Annotated in this window: 13 protein-coding genes; 2 read left to right on the forward strand and 11 right to left on the reverse strand. The window is 63.0% G+C overall.

Annotation, left to right across the window (positions count from 1 at the left end):
- Positions 1 to 255 precede the first annotated feature (255 nt).
- The 9 genes from PUT78_RS15180 to PUT78_RS15220 form a co-directional block, all read right to left on the reverse strand.
- On the reverse strand, positions 256 to 1,302 hold the full coding sequence (locus PUT78_RS15180; RefSeq protein ID WP_274353115.1) for a DNA recombination protein RmuC: 1,047 nt from the start codon (positions 1,300 to 1,302) through the stop codon (positions 256 to 258).
- Positions 1,299 to 3,146, reverse strand: coding sequence for a DNA mismatch repair endonuclease MutL (gene mutL / locus PUT78_RS15185; RefSeq protein WP_274353116.1), 1,848 nt, complete (start codon positions 3,144 to 3,146; stop codon positions 1,299 to 1,301). Before mutL ends, PUT78_RS15180 begins: the two co-directional genes overlap by 4 nt.
- A 41-nt stretch (positions 3,147 to 3,187) precedes the next feature.
- The gene (locus PUT78_RS15190) at positions 3,188 to 4,495 is read right to left on the reverse strand and encodes a M16 family metallopeptidase (protein WP_274353117.1); all 1,308 of its coding nucleotides are present in this window, start codon (positions 4,493 to 4,495) and stop codon (positions 3,188 to 3,190) included.
- Complete coding sequence (locus PUT78_RS15195; RefSeq protein WP_274353118.1) at positions 4,492 to 5,841, reverse strand: M16 family metallopeptidase; 1,350 nt, start codon at positions 5,839 to 5,841, stop codon at positions 4,492 to 4,494. The genes PUT78_RS15190 and PUT78_RS15195 overlap by 4 nt, the downstream gene beginning before the upstream one ends.
- Positions 5,842 to 6,288: 447 nt before the next feature.
- Positions 6,289 to 6,822 (reverse strand): DUF3035 domain-containing protein, encoded by a 534-nt coding sequence (locus tag PUT78_RS15200; RefSeq protein WP_274353119.1) that lies wholly within the window; start codon positions 6,820 to 6,822, stop codon positions 6,289 to 6,291.
- Positions 6,823 to 6,919: 97 nt separating this feature from the next.
- Complete coding sequence (lspA, locus tag PUT78_RS15205) at positions 6,920 to 7,402, reverse strand: signal peptidase II (protein WP_274353120.1); 483 nt, start codon at positions 7,400 to 7,402, stop codon at positions 6,920 to 6,922.
- A 13-nt stretch (positions 7,403 to 7,415) separates the two neighbouring features.
- Entirely contained in the window at positions 7,416 to 9,005 is a 1,590-nt protein-coding gene (gene purH / locus PUT78_RS15210; protein WP_274353121.1) for a bifunctional phosphoribosylaminoimidazolecarboxamide formyltransferase/IMP cyclohydrolase, read from the reverse strand.
- 25 nt (positions 9,006 to 9,030) lie between these two features.
- Positions 9,031 to 10,740 (reverse strand): heparinase II/III family protein, encoded by a 1,710-nt coding sequence (locus tag PUT78_RS15215; RefSeq protein ID WP_337994689.1) that lies wholly within the window; start codon positions 10,738 to 10,740, stop codon positions 9,031 to 9,033.
- A 160-nt stretch (positions 10,741 to 10,900) separates the two neighbouring features.
- Positions 10,901 to 12,178 carry an RsmB/NOP family class I SAM-dependent RNA methyltransferase gene (locus PUT78_RS15220; protein ID WP_274353122.1) on the reverse strand — a complete coding sequence of 426 codons (1,278 nt, stop codon included), beginning with the start codon at positions 12,176 to 12,178 and terminating at the stop codon, positions 10,901 to 10,903.
- 67 nt (positions 12,179 to 12,245) lie between these two features.
- On the opposite strand from PUT78_RS15220, the gene PUT78_RS15225 reads away from it, so the two are divergent.
- On the forward strand, positions 12,246 to 12,458 hold the full coding sequence (locus tag PUT78_RS15225) for a DUF1674 domain-containing protein (protein WP_274353151.1): 213 nt from the start codon (positions 12,246 to 12,248) through the stop codon (positions 12,456 to 12,458).
- A 580-nt stretch (positions 12,459 to 13,038) separates the two neighbouring features.
- Here the strand turns inward: PUT78_RS15225 and rpoH are convergent.
- Both rpoH and PUT78_RS15235 read right to left on the reverse strand, forming a co-directional pair.
- Positions 13,039 to 13,935, reverse strand: a complete 897-nt coding sequence (gene rpoH, locus PUT78_RS15230; protein ID WP_274353123.1) for an RNA polymerase sigma factor RpoH — start codon at positions 13,933 to 13,935, stop codon at positions 13,039 to 13,041.
- A gap of 119 nt (positions 13,936 to 14,054) precedes the next feature.
- On the reverse strand, positions 14,055 to 15,113 hold the full coding sequence (locus PUT78_RS15235) for an RluA family pseudouridine synthase (protein ID WP_274353124.1): 1,059 nt from the start codon (positions 15,111 to 15,113) through the stop codon (positions 14,055 to 14,057).
- Between PUT78_RS15235 and PUT78_RS15240 the strand changes: the two genes are divergently transcribed.
- The gene (locus tag PUT78_RS15240) at positions 15,112 to 15,432 is read left to right on the forward strand and encodes a DUF6476 family protein (protein ID WP_274353125.1); all 321 of its coding nucleotides are present in this window, start codon (positions 15,112 to 15,114) and stop codon (positions 15,430 to 15,432) included. The two genes, PUT78_RS15235 and PUT78_RS15240, sit on opposite strands and share 2 nt — an antisense overlap.
- The last annotated feature ends 139 nt before the right edge of the window (positions 15,433 to 15,571 follow it).

The following is a 15,571-nucleotide window of genomic DNA, read 5'->3' on the forward strand; positions in this document are numbered from 1 at the left end:
GCGTCATGCGCCAAGCCGCGCCACCGGTGGGCCGGGGTCTGCCGGTCCCACGTGAGATGCGTTTGCTTTATGCTGGCTCCATAATCCCGACCTCCAAGAGCTGAATCAGCACCAGCAAAACCGGCAGGCCGCAGGACGGCCCACCGGTGGCGCGGCGGCCTGTCCTGTCGGCCTTGATTCCGCGCGTTGGGGGGTACGCAACAGCATCAACCTGCCCCATCCTGCACCGCAGCGGGGCGCATATGCGCCCTGCCCTTATTCCGGTGATCTGGTGAAATCGAAATCATCCAGCCGCGCGCCGCGCCGCGTGATCTTGTCGGCGGAAATGCGGATGCCCGACAGGTCATTCTGCACCTGCGCGAAATGGCTTTCCAGTTTGGCGACCCGCGCGCCAAGGCGTTCCGCATCTTCGACCAGCAACTGCACTTCGCGGCGTACGGCGCGCGCTTCTGATCGCAGGCGCGTATCCTTCATCACGGCGCGCAATGTGTTCAGCGTGGCCATCATGGTTGTGGGCGACACGACCCAAACCTTGGCAACAAACCCTTCGCGCACCACATCGGGCAGGTTGGCGTGCAGTTCCGCATAGACCGCCTCTGACGGCAGGAACATCAGCGCGCCATCTGCCGTTTCGCCGGGCAGGATATAGCGTTCGGAAATCGCCTTGATATGCGCGCGCATGGCCTGCGCCAGCGCACGACGCGCGGTCATGCGCGCACCGTCATCGGGTGCGCGTGTCAGCGCCTGATATGCTTCCAGCGGGAATTTCGCGTCCACTGCCAGCGGTTGCGCCATATGGATCAGCGCATCCACACGCCGCCCGTTTGACAGCGTTGCCTGCAGGCTGAAGGCATCGGGCGGCAGCGCGTCTGACAACAGCGCTTCAAGCTGGACTTCGCCAAACGCGCCGCGCGCCTGTTTGTTGGACAGAATATCCTGCAAGGACAACACATTGCCCGACAGCGCTTCAATCTTGGCCTGAGCGGCATCAATCACCTGCAAGCGTTCGCGCAAGGCCCCCATGCTGGCCGCTGTGGTCTGGGCATTGCCCGCCAGCGTGTCGCCCATATAGCGCCCCATATCGGCCAGACGCGCCTCTACCAGGCCTATAACCTGTGTCTGGCTTTGGGCGACATGCGCAAGCCCGCCCGCAAGCTGGTTCTGGGTGTCCGACAGGCTGGACATGCGCGCATCCAGCCCCGACAGCGGGGCCAGCGCCCGCAATACCCGCCACAACACCAGCAGCGCCACCACGCCAAGCGCCAGCGCAATTACCAGCGGGTCGGTCCAGTCAACGCTCATTTCCGGCCGAACAGCTTTTCGATATCATCAAGGCTCAGCTCGACATAAGTGGGCCGCCCGTGGTTGCACTGGCCTGAATGCGGCGTCGCTTCCATGTCGCGCAGCAGGGCATTCATTTCTTCCAGCCGCATGGCACGACCTGAACGGACGGACCCGTGACAGGCCATACGCGACAAGACCGCATCGATACGCGCCTGCAGGTTCTGGCTTTGCCCCAGATCGGCCAGATCATCCAGAATGTCGCGGATCAGCGCGCGCGCATCCACCTGCCCCAGCAACGCAGGCGTTTCGCGCACGACAATCGCGCCGCCGCCAAATGCCTCTATCACCAGCCCGAGGGCGGCCAGATCATCCGCCAACGCCAGCAATTGCGCCGCATCCGCGCCGGGCAGTTCCACGATTTCGGGGATCAGCAGCGCCTGCCCTGCCACGCCGTTTTCAGCGCGCTGGCGTTTCAGGCGTTCATAGACCAGCCGTTCATGTGCCGCATGCTGGTCCACAATGACCACGCCGCGTGCGGTCTGAGCCACGATGTAATTCTGATGCAACTGCGCGCGGGCGGCCCCAAGGGGGGCATCATCAGGCACGGAATGGCCTACATCAGGGCTGTCATGGCGGGCAGAAACGGCCTCCGCCCCGGTCCAGAAGGCGGGTGCTTCGGCCATGTCCATGGGCGCCTGTAGCTGGTAGCTGGCAGCGCGCGTCTGCGCGGACGGGCGGTCCATCTGATAGGGGGGCGACGCATGGGGCGCGGTTTGCGGGCGCATGGCCCCCAGCATGGCCCCTGCCACTGTGCTGGATGCGCGGTGCCCCGCATTGGCCAGCGCATGGCGCAACCCGCTGACCACCAGCCCGCGCGCCAGCCCCGGATCGCGAAAGCGCACTTCGGATTTGGCGGGGTGGACATTCACATCCACCAGATCCGGCGCGCAGGTGAGAAACAGCGCCGCAACAGGGTGCCGGTCACGCGACAGAAAATCCATATAGGCCGCGCGCAACGCCCCGATCAGCAGCTTGTCGCGCACGGGCCTGCCATTCACGAACAGATATTGCGCCACTGCCGCACCGCGCGAATAAGTGGGCAGGCCCGCAAGCCCGGTCAGGTGCAACCCGTCGCGTTCTGCATCAATGCGGATGGCATTATCGGTAAATTCACGCCCCAGAATAGCGGCCATCCGGTCTTCGAGCGCGTCAAACAGCGCGCCTTGGGCGGCATCGGCACGGAATATCTGGCGCGGGGTATCAGTGGACACATCCGACAGGGTGAAACTGACATAGGGTTCGGCCATGGCCAGCCGCTTGACCACATCAGCGATGGCCTGCGCCTCTGCCCGCTCGGACCGCATGAATTTCAGCCGCGCAGGCGTGGCATGAAACAGATCGCGCAATTCAACCAGCGTGCCTTGTTGCGCGGCTTCCGGGCGGACCTGCCCCACGCGCCCGCCAGTAACCGTAATGGTCGCACCATCCGCCCCCAGCGCGCGCGAGGTGATGGCCAGCCGCCCCACAGCCCCAAGGCTTGGCAGCGCTTCGCCCCGGAACCCGAAGGACCGGATATTGAGCAGATCACTTCCGTCAATCTTGGATGTGGCGTGACGCGACAGGGCCAGCGGCAGGTCGTCGGGCGTCATGCCATGCCCGTCATCGCGCACGCGGATCAGGGTTTTGCCCCCGTCGCCATAGGCCACATCAATGCGTGTGGCACCCGCATCCAGTGCGTTTTCCACCAGTTCCTTGACCGCAGATGCAGGGCGTTCCACCACTTCACCCGCCGCAATGCGGTTGGCGCAGGCTTCGTCAAGCTGACGGATTTCGGGGCGGATATTGCGGTGTGCGGTGTTCATGCTACAGAATATAGCATGCCCACCGCGCCACTGCCAAGCCGCTATTCCAGCCCTTCGGGTTGGCCCACCACCACGAAATACAGCGCATCCGCATCATAGAGGCGCGCAGCCATGGCATTGACCTGTTCCACCGTCAGCGCGTCAATCAGGTCATTGCGGATGTTCACATAATCGATATCAAAGCCCTGATACTGCATCGACGCCATCGTGGACGCGATCGCGGCATTGCCGTCAAAGCGCAGCGGATAGGCCCCGGTCAGATAGGTTTGTATCCGCGACAGGTCATCATCCGAAATGCCATGTTCCGCGATCTGCGCCCATTCTTCGCGCAGCAGCTCAATAGCCGCCGCCGCATTGGCATTGTCAGTGGACATACGCCCCTGATAGCTTTCGCCCAGCAGGCCCGCGGCCAGAAAACTACCCACGCCATAGGTCAGGCCGCGCTGCACACGCAGGCTTTCCATCAACCGCGTGCCAAAACGCCCGCCGCCGAACACTTCATTCAGGACATAGGCGGTCAGAAAATCGGGGTCATCGCGGGCAATACCGTCATGGCCAAAGGCAATCACTGATTGCGGCCCGTCAAAGGGGATCACCTCTATGCCGGGGGGGGCGGCGAATTCGGCGCGGGCGGGAATTTCCGCGCCTTGTTCGGGAATGCCATCAAACAACCGGTCCAGCAGTCGCGCCAGTTCTTCGGCACCGATATCGCCTGCGGCACCAATGAACACCCGGTCGCGCGCAATCGCGCCCTGATGGGCGGCAATCAGCGTGTCACGGTCCAGCGCGGCCACGGTTTCCACGCTGCCATCACTGGCCCGCCCATACGGGTGTTCGCCATACGCGGCCTGCGCAAAGGCGCGACTGGCCAGCGTGTTCGGGTCCAGCGCGTCGCGGCGCAGTTTCGACACCATCTGCCCGCGCACCCGTTCAACCGCATCCGCATCGAAACGCGGATCGGTCAGGGCGAGGCGCAGATGGTCGATCACTGCATCCGCATCATCGGTCAGGAACTGCACAGATACCGACACCGTGTCGCGCCCCGCGTTGAAGCCGATCCGCGCGGCCAGTTCTTCGCTGCGGGCGGCAAATTCCTGTGCGTCCATATCGCCTGCCCCTTCGGACAAAAGCGCGGTCATCAGGCTTGTCGCACCGGCGGTGGCGTCGTCGTCCAGGGTGGACCCGCCTGCAAATATCAATTCCAGCGTGACAATGGGGATGCTGCGTTCCTCCACCAGCCATGCCTGCAAACCGCTGTCGGATGTGACAGGGGTAATCGCGACTTCTGCGCGCAGGGGTGCCGCCAGCAAAACGAACAGACCAAGGGTCAGGGCCAGCAAACGGGTCATTGTGTCACCTCTGGCGCGGTGGTCGCGGGTTGGGTCAGGTAGCCGGTGACAGCATTGCGTCGGTCCAGCAGCATCTGGCCTGCGGCAATCACATCTTCGGGGGTCACCGCGTCCAGCGCGTCGACCCAGGTATCAATATCATCCACCCCCAGCCCGATGGACAGCCCGACACCATATTGGCGCGCGCGGCCCTGCACATCGTCCAGCGCATAGATTTCGGACGCGCGGATCTGGTGGCGCACGCGGTCGAACTGCGCCTGATCCACGCCATCTTGCAGGAATTCGGCCACCACCGCGTCAAGTGCGGCTTCGGCTTCTTCCAGCGACACCCCTTCGACGGGGGCAATCCCAAGGGTGAATGTACCGTAATCGCGCGCCATGCCGTTATACCCGGCCCATGCCGACAGGGCCACGCCCTGCTCAAAGTTCAGCCGCCGTTCCAGCACCGATGTTGTGGAACTGCCCCCCAGAAGGGCCGCCAGCATTTGCAGCGCGGCGGCTTCCGCCTGATCCCCGGCGCGGCGCACCGGGGCCAGATACATGCGGTTCACATAGGGGGTGCCGACGCGCGCATCTTCAAACACCAACCGCCGTTCGGCCAGATGCGGGGGTTCGTGCGGGCGGGTGACAGGGGTAATTGCGGGATTGGGGGAAAGGGGGCCGTAAATCCGCTGCGCCATATCCAGCGCCTGTTCCGTGTCCACATCACCCGCGATCACCAGAACCGCGTTATTCGGCCCGTAATGCTGATGATAGAAATCCATCGCATCCTGTCCGGTCAGCCGTTCCATGTCATGGCGCCAGCCGATGATCGGAATGCCGTAGGGGTGCGCCTTATAGAGCGCGGCCATCATGCTTTCGTTGAACTGCCCGCCCACGCGGCTTTCCAGCACCTGCCCGCGTTCTTCCAGAACGACCGCACGTTCAGGCATCCAGTCTTCTTCGGTGAAGGACAGGTTGGCCATGCGGTCGGCTTCCATCTGCATCATCAGTTCCAGACGGTCAGACGCCACGCGCTGGAAATAGCCGGTATAATCCCAACTGGTAAACGCATTGTCGCGCCCGCCATTGGCTTCGACCACGCGGGAAAATTCGCCCGGTTCCATTGTGTCGGTGCCCTTGAACATCAGGTGTTCCAGAAAATGCGCGATGCCCGATTGCTGCGGTGGCTCATCTGCCGCCCCCACGCGGTACCAGACCATATGCACCACGACCGGCGCGCGGCGGTCTTCGATGATGACAACCTCCAGCCCGTTATCAAGGCTGGCATGGGTGACTGGTTCGGCATGGGCGGCGCGCAGCGCCAGCAAGCCAAGCACGACAAGGACCGTCAGACGGGGAAACATGGTTTGCGCATACCTTTTTGGTCAGGACATCGAAACTGTGCCAGAAGTTACAGCTTGCGCCGGGCGCTGCAAGGGGGGCAACGCGGTTGTGACCAGTGGGGGGCAGCGATGGTGCTGGCGCGGGATTGAGGGTTAAACGGGGATCGGGGCACCTATATAGCCCGCGCCAGCGGTGGGCCGGGGTCTGCCGGTCCGGCGTAGGAGAAGTTCACTTTATGCAAGCGGCATAATCCTAAGCGCAAACGCTTGGCGTGACGCTGGCGTAACCGGCAGGCCGCGGGACGGCCCACCGGTGGCGCGGCGGGCTTGCGCCCTTTGCTCCGCGCCTTTGGAATCATCCCAACCGCCGCTTCCGGTCATCACCTCCGGCGCGCATAAACCCGCGTCCCACCCTGCCCCGCGACATGCGCGACCGGTCGGACACAGCCTTCCCACCAAACAGGAATATCAGTTATCCAGCAATTCACGCGGCGGGGCCGATGGGGTGCGTGCGCCCGCACGGCGCCAGCGTTCCAGCTCGCTGTATTTATCCAGCCACATATGTTCATAGGCGCTGTGATAGACATTCACCGCAAAGACACGTTCCAGCAACCGCCCGCGATTGCGCTGGCGGTGCGCCAGATCTTCGGCGGCAAGCTGCGCGCGGATATCCGCATTGCGCCCGAAACGGCTGGCGTAATTGACGATCCCGCCATCCATGGCACCGGGGCTGACCGCAGCAGCGGGGTTGCCGCCAAGCGCGCGCGCGACATCTGCGCGCGGCTGCGGGTCCACACGGTTGGCACCACCCGGATTGGGCGCAGGCAACGCCGCCAGATCATCGGGCAGCTCCAGTGGCTTGGTGGGCAGGATAGCAAATTCATCAGGGCCGCGATTCTGCGCACCTGCGTGCATCAGAATGGGATCGCCATCGCCCGAACAGGCCCCCAATGCCAGCACGGACACGCCAAGGGCTGCAAATATCACCTGCCTGACTGCCATTCCGGACCCCCTTCAATCCTACCATTCGCGCATGGTCTTAGCGCATTCCTATCACAACGTCACGCCCTGTCACGGTCCAGACGCGCAGATTCACGCCCTAACCTGCATCCTTGTGCTTTTCACCCCGGCCGGAAAACAGGATCAACCCGAAAGCACCGGCAAAAACCGCAATATCCGCAATGTTGAAAGAATACGGATTTTGCAGACCACAACAAGACATGTTGATGAAATCCGCCACCGCGCCCCAGCGCAGCCGGTCAATCACATTGCCCAGCGCGCCGCCGATCAGAAAACCGGCCGCAACCTGCATCCATTTGCGCGCGCCATCGCGGCGCACCCAGACCCAGACCCAGGCGCAGATGGCCAGCGCAAGCGCAACCAGAACCGCACGCGCCGCCCCGCTTCCGGAACTGAACAGCCCGAAATTTATGCCGGTATTCCACGCCATTGCAAAATTCAGGAACGGGTCAAACACCGGAATGAACAGGCGCTGGTCCAGCCCCATCACATCCACAACCGCCCATTTGCTGGCCTGATCGGCCACCAGAACGGTTGCAGCAACTCCGATTGCAATGCGCATACCCATGTGTCCCTTAATGCCGGAAATGACGCTGGCCGGTGAAAACCATCGCAAGGCCCGCTTCATCCGCAGCGGCGATCACTTCGTCATCGCGCATCGACCCGCCGGGCTGGATGATGGCGCGCGCGCCTGCGGCAGCGGCACTCAGCAGCCCGTCGGCAAAGGGAAAGAACGCGTCCGATGCGACAACCGACCCTTTGGTCGGTGCGGCATCCAGCCCCAGAACCTCTGCCATGTCCTGCGCCTTGCGCGCGGCGATGCGGGTGGAATCCACCCTGCTCATCTGGCCTGCCCCCACGCCCACTGTCGCACCGTCCTTCACATAGACGATGGCATTGGATTTGACATGCTTGGCCACTTTCCACGCGAACAGCAGATCGGCCAATTCCGCATCCGTGGGTGCGCGTTTTGTGACCACCTTCAGGTCATTCAGACCAATCATGCCATTGTCGCGGTCCTGCACCAGAAACCCGCCTGACACCTGCTTGAACGCAAGCCCGCCAAGGCCCGGATTGGCCAGCCCTTTGGTGGTCAGCAGGCGCAGGTTCTTTTTCGTGGCGAAATGATCAATCGCGGCCTGATCAGCGGCAGGTGCGATCACAACTTCGGTGAAAATACCGGTGATTGCCCTGGCGGTGTCCAGATCCAGCTTCATGTTCAGCGCGATGATACCGCCGAAGGCCGATGTCCGGTCACAGTCATAGGCGCGGCTATAGGCTTCGGCCAATGTCGCCCCGCGCGCCACACCGCAAGGATTCGCATGCTTGATGATGGCGCAGGCCGGACCATCAGATGGCAGGAATTCCGACACCAGTTCGAACGCCGCATCGGTGTCGTTGATGTTGTTATAGCTTAGTTCCTTGCCCTGATGCTGGGTCGCGCTGGCCACGCCCGGACGGTCGGACCCGTCGCGGTAAAATGCCGCGCCCTGATGGGGGTTTTCGCCGTAACGCAGCGTTTGCGCCAATGTGCCCGCAAAAGCACGGCGGCGCGGCGCCGCATCATCAATCGCGCCCGCCATCCAAGTGGACACTGCCGCGTCATAGGCCGCTGTGCGCGCATAGGCGCGCTGCGCCTGTTTGCGCCGGAAGGTCAGCCGCGTCTTGCCGTCCTGCGCGTCCAGTTCCGACAGCAGCGGCATGTAATCTTCGGGGTCCGTCACAACGGTCACGAAATCATGGTTCTTGGCGGCGGCGCGAATCATCGCGGGGCCGCCAATGTCGATATTTTCAATCGCTTCGGCATAATCCGCGCCGCGTGCGACAGTCGCTTCAAACGGATAGAGGTTCACCACCAGCAGATCGATCGCCTTGATCCCATGTGCGACCATCGCGCCGACATGCGCTTCGTCATTGCGCAGCGCCAGCAACCCGCCATGCACGCCCGGATGCAGGGTTTTCACGCGCCCGTCCATCATTTCGGGAAATCCTGTCAGTTCCGACACATCCTGCACTGCAAGCCCGGCTTCGCGCAGCGCACGCGCCGTGCCACCAGTGGATACCAGTTCCACCTTGCGCGCGGCCAGCGCCTTGGCCAGATCAATCAGGCCGGTCTTGTCGGAAACGGAAATCAGTGCGCGTTTCAGCGGGGCAAGGTCAGTCATGGGAAAAGGCATCCTTGGTCAGATCTTAAAGTTCGGGCACAGCCAGCGGGTTTTCCTGCATAGTATCGCGCAGGGCAAGGGGGGTGTCCTGCGCTTTGGCAAGAACCCAGTTCACCTGGCTGGTATAGCCTTGCGCGCGCAAGGACAACACGATCTGAAGGCTGGCGCGCGGTTTCAGGCGGGCTTTTTCCAGATAGACCGATGGCGCAAGTGTCAGCGCATGACCTTCGGCACGAAATACCCAGATTTCCCCCGACCGCAGCATGATGGACACGGCCGTGCCGTTCATGTCCACCGATGCTTCGACTTCGGGATGCAGATGAAAGCGCAGGCTATAGGCAATGCCCGCGCCGCGCGTGCGCACCAGCACATCATCAAAGCGCTTGCGCGCTGTGCGCCCGCCGGAAATCAGCATATCTTCGCCGCTCAGCACCCGGCCATCTGCCGACAGGTCCAGAAAGCGCGTATGTTCCAGACCGTGGCTGTCAATATAGCCATCATGCGACAGCGCGACCGCGCGCGAATAGGATGTGTGGCGAAATTCGCACCCGACATGGCGCGGCCCGTCAGTCAGTTTCAGCCGGTTACGGTCTGTGCCGGTAAACCGCGCAGAGGAATAGCCGTCAATCGACAGCGTTGAATGCGACGCACTGGCGCGGCTGGCGCGCTGCCAGTCCACGCCCAGACTGGTGCCATCGCCACAGGACACAATGACCGGACGCCGGTTCGATGTCAGCTCAAACGCCAGAGTCGAGGCATGCGCCTGCGACGGCGCGGCAACAACCGGCGGCGGTGCCGCGTCAACAAGGACAGTGCTGCGCCCTGCAGCAAGCCGCGCAAAGCCCATGACCGGCCCTGCCCCGCTGCCTGCAACCGGATTGCGATACAGCGCATCATGCATGGCCAGCGCCGCGACCAGATCGGCCTCATTCCCGCGCCCGCCACCGTGAAACCGCGCCAGCCCGCCATCGGCATGCCGCAGCGCGCGCAAGGCACGCCCCAGCCGCGACAGCAAATCCAGCATACCGGCATCAGGCGCGCGGCCCAGGTCATCCAGTGTCTGCGCGGTCCATGACAACAGCACGAATATCTGCAACAGGTCTTCGGGGCTGCGCGTCGCGATACCCCCGTCATTGTCAATCTGGCGGTTGCAATCGGCCAGCAATGCCTTTGCAGTCGGGTCTATGCGCCGTTCCCACCCTTCCAGCGACAAGGCCGCGAACAACAACCCCGTATGCGCCGCAATCCGGGGCAGTCCCGGCGCTGCGCGCCCCGCACGGCGGACCAAAAAACCGGCATGATGGGCAAGCGCGCGCAGGAACCTGTCCTGAAAGGGTTTTTCCTGCCCCTGCATCAGCAGGACAGCATGTGACAACCAGTTCAGCAACCGGCGCCCGGCCACACCCGGCACCCAGCCCGGCCCCTGCCCGCGCCCGAATTGTGCCAGCCAGTCCGCCAGCCCCTTTTGCGCCAGTTTGCGGGCCTGCTGGTCCCCGACCGCAGCCAGATCATTCAGCCAGTCAAACCCGTGCAGCGCATCCACCGCATCTGCGGTTGTTGCGCGAAATGGCACCGCGTCACCGGATTTCAGCAATTCCCCCGCCATCAGGAAATTGCCTGCAAGCATCTGCTTGCCGCGTGCAAACTGGCCGGTGCCACGCGGTTGCGGCTGCGCGACCAATGCGGTCACAGGCTGCCCCCGCGCCAGCAACAGTGCAGCAAGGCGATCCATCATTCCCACCTGTAGGGTACCTGTCGTGGAATACTGCGTCACTGGGAACCGGACCTGTCTGGAATCATGATCTGAATTCGGTGGGGTTTGTTGCAGCGCAGAATAGCCATAAGCGGCAGTATTGTCAGCCCTTGCGCGCAAGTCTTGCGGGTGGGAAGGCAAATTACCCCATATGTTGCAAAACTATCATATAGAACCCGTCAATCCCGCCAGAGTCCGGCCAGTAGTCCGGGCGGGTGCGTATTCCACCTTCGGGCGTGCGCCAGTCATCCGGCAGACCGGGCAGGCAGACCCGTTGCGCCTGAACCCGGTGGCGGGCCATGGCCGCGCTGGCCTGTGCCTCGCCTTCGTCTGGCAGCAGCGAACAGGTGCAGTACACCACGCGCCCGCCTGCGCGCAAAAGCCCCTGCGCCGGGTCCAGCACGCGGTCCAGAAGCTGTGCTTGCAAGGCACACAGCGCCTTGACATCCGCACGGTTGCGCAAATGCGGCAATTCCGGGTGGCGGCGTATGGTGCCCGTGGCCGAACAGGGCGCATCCAGCAAAATGGCGTCAAACGGGCTGTCAGGGGTCCAGTGCAGCGCATCGCCCTGCACCACTGCCGCATCCAGCCCGGTGCGCGCCAGATTTTCGTGCAGCCGCCCCAGCCGTGGGCCGGACATGTCCAGCGCGGTCACTTTGGCCCCGGCGGCGGCAAGCTGCATGGTCTTGCCCCCCGGTGCGGCGCATATATCCAGCACGGACGCGCCCTGCACCTGCCCCAACAGGCGCGCAGGCAGGCTGGCTGCGGCGTCCTGCACCCACCATGCGCCGCTGTCATAGCCCGGCAGGGCGCTGACCTGCCCCGCGTGGTGCAGGCGCAGGGTTCCGGTGGGCAGGGCCTGCCCCGCCAGCCCTGTGGGTGGTTCCGCACCATCGCGCAGGGTCAGGTCCAGCGGCGCGGGGTGTTGATGCGCAGCCTCGATCGCCTGGGTTACCGGATTGCCATAGGCGTTTTGCAGCGCACCGCGCAGCCATGCAGGCAGGCGCGGCACAGGGGTTTGCGCCCAGTCCTGCGCGCTGTGCTGCGCCATCTGGCGCAGGACCGCATTCACCAGCCCGGTCAGCTTGGGTTCCCCCGCCCAGCCCCGCGTCAGCGCCACGGCATCATTGATAACCCCATGCGCAGCTGCGCCAAGGCCCAGCATTTCCACTGTCGCCAGACGCAGCACCCACAACACGCGGTCGGGCGGGGTTTTGCGCAAGGCGCGGCGCAGCAGATGGTCAGCCCGGTCCATCTGGCGCAACCCTTCCTGCGCCAGCCGCGCGGCGCGCGCGCGCGCCTCCGGCGGCAGGGTGGCAAGACCACCCTGTGCATCCGACAGGCTGCGGCGGTGTTCGAATACGGTGTGTATCAGGTCCAGCGCGGCGGCGCGCGGTGCAAGTGTGGCGGATTGGGGCATGAAGGTTTCTTGTCCTTTGATACAATCGGGGTATATCAGAGGAAGTGATATGACAAGCAGGCCCCATATGCTCCCGATTGACCCAGAAACCCCCGATCTGACCGAAGCAGAACGCCGCGCAGCCCTGCCGGATGCGGCGCAACGTGCGCTGGCCGAAGCTGAAGCGCGCCGCGCCGCAACCCCGGACCCCGACCGCCCGCGCGAGTTGGGCGGGCGCAAGGGGCCTGAACCCGTGCGCTATGGCGACTGGGAGAAGAAGGGAATCGCGGTCGATTTCTGAGGGGTCGTTCAGGAATCAGCGTCAGGCATGGCGGATGGTTTTTTTCTGGAATCATGGCTCGATCAGACCGAATGCTGAGATATTATTACGGATGAGGTTCGCCTGATGCGGGCAACTGCGGGCTTCCCAAAGGCGCGGAGCAAAGGCCGAAGGCTGGCCCACGCTATCGGCGGGCCGTCCCGCGGCCTGCCGGGTACGCCAGCGACACATCAAGCCTTGAATGCCGGAGTATGCCGCCTGCATAAAGTGAACTTCTCCGGGCGTGGGACCGGCAGTCCCCGGCCCGACCTGTGGCGCGGGCTTTGTGCATGTTTCACACCCCGTTTCAGGCTGGAGCAGCGATAAACCTTGCAGTTTCCCCACTGTATGAGAATGCTCCCGACACCTGCCTCTCCCGTTTCGGGAGCACATCCATCTGCGGGGCGCATCCCCGCTTTCTGCCCGGCCGCGCGGACATGCCGCCATCCGGGCAGGAAACGAAGCGCCATACCACAAGAAAGCCCCTCAGCGGCTCCGGCAAGGTAAGACCCCAGACCGGCATTCCCGCCGCAGGGCAGTCAGGGCCGGACCTGCGCGCGGGTCAGTTGACCGGAACCACGATTCCCTTGTCGCGCGCCAGAGTGCGCATGCGCGCCTGCAGTTTTTCAAAGGCGCGCACTTCGATCTGGCGAATGCGTTCGCGGCTGACGTCAAATTGCTGCGACAGATCTTCCAGCGTGACGGGTTCTTCGCTCAGCCGACGCGCGGTCAGGATATCGCGTTCACGGTCATTCAGCGCATCCATCGCCTCCAGCAGCAATTCACGGCGCAATTCCAGTTCATCGCGTTCGGCGTAATCCTCGGCCTGATTGGCGTCTTCATCTTCCAGCCAGTCCTGCCAGCTGGATGCCCCCTCCTCGCTGCCCATGGTCGCGTTCAGCGAACTGTCCCCGCCCGACAGGCGGCGATTCATGGCGATCACTTCGCCTTCGGACACATTCAGATCGCGCGCAATCTGGGCCACGTTTTCGGGGCGCAGGTCGCCGTCTTCCAGCGCGCCGATCTTGGATTTCGCCTTGCGCAGGTTGAAAAACAACTTTTTCTGCGCACTGGTGGTGCCCAGTTTGACCAGCGACCATGACCGCAGGACATATTCCTGAATGCTGGCGCGGATCCACCACATGGCATAGGTGGCCAGCCGGAACCCCTTGTCCGGGTCAAAGCGTTTGACCGCCTGCATCAGCCCGACATTCGCTTCGGATATGACTTCGGCCTGCGGCAGGCCATAGCCGCGATACCCCATGGCGATTTTTGCCGCCAGACGCAGATGGCTGGTGACCAGCTTGTGCGCCGCTTCCGTATCCTGATGGTCCACCCAGCGCTTGGCCAGCATGAATTCCTCTTCCGGTTCCAGCATGGGAAAACGGCGGATTTCCTGCATGTAACGGTTTAGCCCCTGTTCCGGGCTGGGTGCTGGAAGATTGGCATAGCTGCTCATGAACATCCCCTTGTCGCGACCGGTTGCAGATATGCGTGACACCATGAAGTTTCAAGCAAACCTGCGTCAAAATCATTTCTATCAGGTAAACGCACCGGCACGAGAGTTTGAAACACTCCTCACCTGCTTGTGTCATCCGGTGATGTCTGCAACGCATCCAGCAGGGCGGCAAAATCATCCGGCAGGGGGGCTGCAAATTCCAGCGCATCCCCCGTGACCGGATGCACGAAACCCAGTGTCGCCGCGTGCAGGGCCTGTCGTGGAAATGCGCTGCAGGCGTCAATCGCGCGCGCGCTAAGGGCCTTGGGCGACAATTTGCGCCGCCCGCCCCCATAGACGGGATCGCCCACCAGCGCATGCCCGGCATGGGTCATATGCACACGGATCTGATGTGTGCGGCCGGTTTCCAGCCAGCATTCCACCAGCGCCAGTTGCGCAGGTGTGCCGAACGCCTGCAGCACACGCGCACGGGTCACCGCATGCCGCCCGCCGGACCAGATAACCGCCTGACGCTGCCGGTCAGTGCGATGGCGCGCAAGCTGGCTGGTGATCTTCATGATATTCGCGGATTCAAAACTGACGCCGCGCGCGCCGCGCAGGCGCGGATCGCCCGCATCCGGACAGCCATAGACCAGCGCCAGATAACGCCGGTTCACCGTATGGCGTTCAAATTGCGTGGCCAGCCCATGATGGGCGCGGTCGGTTTTGGCCACCACCAGCAGCCCGCTTGTGTCCTTGTCGATGCGGTGGACAATTCCGGGGCGTTTTTCGCCACCAATCCCCGACAGGCTGTCACCGCAATGATGCAGCAATGCGTTCACAAGCGTCTGGTCGGGAGAACCGGGTGCGGGATGCACCACCATGCCCGCGGGTTTGTTGATGACAATCAGATCATCATCTTCATACAGCACATCCAGCGTGATGTCCTGCGCAACAGTCGCAATTTCCGCGCCATGCGTGACGCGCAACGTCAACACATCGCCTTCGGCAACCTGCGCGCGCGGGCTGTCCAGCACCACACCGTCGCGGCTGACCGCGCCATCGGCGATCATGCGCATAAGGCGCGACCGCGACAGCGCGGCTTGCTCTGGCACATCGCGGGCCAAGGCTTTATCAAGGCGCGCAGGCGGCTGCGGCCCGATGATGACATTCAATTCTGTGAAAGGCGTTTCTGCCATGACCCTGCCCCCGGACATGCCCCCGCCAGAGGGGCAATCCCCCGACGTGCGTTTGGTCAAACGACTGGTTGTCGTGCTGACCAGTGTGATGATCCTTGGCGTCATAGTCATCATTGGACTGCTTGTCACCCAGATAGCCCGCGCCCCTGCACCCATCGGGTTGCCCGACAGCATTTCCCTGCCCGAAGGCGCACGCGCGCAGGCCGTCACCCTGTCGCGGGACTGGGTTCTGGTACTGACCGAAGACCAGACCTTGCTGGTGTTTGAACGGCGCAGCGGCGCGTTATCCAGGCAGATGGACCTGCAGGATGAACATTAAGATCTGTCCATAATATACTGATTTTATATCGTATTTTTAGGTTATATTTTGGATTGTTCATCCTGGCAGAAACCGATTGTTTCCAATTTGGATTATTGTGGGAATTAAGTCTTCGTTTACAACCGCATGTTATACGATT

The organism is Roseinatronobacter alkalisoli, assembly GCF_028745735.1.
In the GTDB taxonomy this organism is placed as follows: domain Bacteria; phylum Pseudomonadota; class Alphaproteobacteria; order Rhodobacterales; family Rhodobacteraceae; genus Roseinatronobacter; species Roseinatronobacter alkalisoli.